1 protein-coding gene and 1 pseudogene are annotated in these 2,116 nt (G+C 44.6%); both read right to left on the reverse strand.

What is annotated here, in order from left to right:
- Positions 1-248: pseudogene (locus tag Q354_RS26125) on the reverse strand (isocitrate lyase); the annotation flags it as partial.
- 1,005 nt (positions 249-1,253) lie between these two features.
- Complete coding sequence (locus Q354_RS0115985) at positions 1,254-1,817, reverse strand: hypothetical protein (RefSeq protein WP_027858476.1); 564 nt, start codon at positions 1,815-1,817, stop codon at positions 1,254-1,256.
- Positions 1,818-2,116 lie beyond the last annotated feature (299 nt).

Here is a 2,116-nt window from a genome sequence, read left to right on the forward strand (position 1 = left end):
AGTTTCTGCTGACCTACAAAACCGTGCCAGCAGCCCAGGGACTGGGTGTACTTGGTTTTGTCTTTGTCGAATTCAGCCATGTCACGGCGCATGATACCGGCAGTGTACTTAGCGATATCCAGGCCGGTTTTGAATTTGTTCTGAGCACGCATACGTGCAGCAGACTCTGGGTTGATTGCATCCCATGGGCTACCAGCGTTCTCTTTCAGGGTAGCGATGCTATCGATATCTTTGTTCAACGTAGACATGGTAAATCCTCTACAGTTTGACCTGCTAGGTGGTGATTATAGTTATAGGGTCGGGGCCGAAACCCCTTCCAGTTCCCTTGACTCAGTTCTTATAAGAAACCCGTCTTAAAACGAATTTCTTTGCCAGTACGACTATTTAGTAAAATAGGTGATGTGGCTTTGTTGAGGTGAATAATGCGTGTCCTGAAACGGAGCGTCAATGCTCATTTGTGCGAAGCAGCAAAATTGTAGTTTGACTACATTTCAACTGTTGAATGCTATGTAAATTCACTACAAACTTTTGGTTGTAGAAAACAGCGAAAAAGCCCATGAATACTAGCTTTGAAGAGGGTGGGTCATAAGTAGAACATACTTTGGTCTAGGCTGTATTTTGTCGTGTTTACAAGAAAAATAGTTATATAAATATGATTTTATATATCAAAATGATCTTGTTGTTTTCTTGCTACATTTCGACTAAAAGCAAGCTAATTCAATAGGTTATGGTTTGATTTCGATCTGTGTCAGGCGCCTTGGGCTGGCCTTCGGTGATGGAGGTGGTGTTATAACCGGTTCAATATCTATGTTGTTATGTAAACCTAAACGAATCGTTACATAATTTCAGGAATTTATAGCGGATCTAACGTGTATATGATGTCGCACTTGGCAAAGTCTTATTCTTTACGCATGTGCACAAAAATTGTGTTTGATTGGTGCCAATTGCTTGCTTCAACTGGGCTGGCGATTGTCTTTGATTGAGTGGGCTTTCATTCGATCGACATTATTCATACTAAGAAAAATTAACACGCTGAAGAGGAGGGAAGTGATCTGGCAATGACTTTTAGCCGATCTATTGAGGTAGGGTGGAGTTACAGTGGGTTAGTTAAGAAAGATGGGGCATAAAAGCCTTGGCTTGGACGGTATTCACCCAGGGTATTGTGAAAAGTGCTCTTAATATCTCAGGCTTGATGTGAAAGTTCAGGTACAAAAAAAGGGTGCCTTGGCACCCCTTACCAGAAAACGTTCAAATTAGTTGGTTAGTAGCTCTACATGGGATGCTTCAATATCCGCATCAAAATACGCCATGCCCAGTTTATCCAGGTACTCCATACGGTCGGCATTTCGCAGATCAATTTCAGGTGCGGTAAAACCATTTGCCTGATAGATTTCAGCCAGATGTGCCATAAAAATTTCGCCTTCCTGTACCAGGAGCAAGCTGGCTGCGCCGACATCCGGTTTCACCTGGGTGTTTAACCCTTCTGGGAGCTTTACTTCAAAAACAACGGCTTCCTCTTCGCCTTCAATGCGCACGCTGCGGTTTCTTACAGTCTGTTGCGCCCAGTAATGCGCTAGCTCTTTACTCTGCGTCAGAAACACGGGTTCAGTTGTTTCGGTGTAGCTGTTTCCGATTGTCGCCATGGTCTTTTTGGCAGCCGCTTTTAGTGCTTTATCACCGGAGCGCTTCAAGCCCTGCTCTTTGATGGAGTCAACCAGTGCAGATGAAGTGCCGTGGTACCAGGTGTTGCCGGTAGTAAAGCCTTTTTCGGTTAACAGATCGTTAGCATCTTTTAGAAAAGCAGGTGTGTTAGTCATATCTAAATCACTTAATTCAGTTGCAGTAGAGAGCTGCTTGGAATTCTATCGCAAAAAATCCTGCGGTTCTTTCGCAGATTTCCCCGGTAATGGTTGCCCGGGTGCAAAAAAGGCGACGCCTTAAACAAGGGGTCGCCTTTTTTGTCAGGAGGGCATACCTAGTTCAACTTGGGTGCTTGCCTCCAGTTAGTCCAGCTTTAGCCGAACTGGTTAGAGGTGTTTTTCGCACCGCCAGCTTTCAGTGCATTTTCGCCCGCAAAGTATTCTTTGTGGTCGTCGCCCATGTCAGAACCCGCCAT

It is taken from the genome of Marinobacterium jannaschii DSM 6295, from assembly GCF_000620085.1.
GTDB classification, from domain to species: domain Bacteria; phylum Pseudomonadota; class Gammaproteobacteria; order Pseudomonadales; family Balneatricaceae; genus Pontibacterium; species Pontibacterium jannaschii.

Excerpts from the sequence above, each read along its gene's own strand:
- Q354_RS0115985 (WP_027858476.1), bottom strand. The coding sequence starts at position 1,817 with ATGACTAACACACCTGCTTTTCTAAAAGATGCTAACGATCTGTTAACC.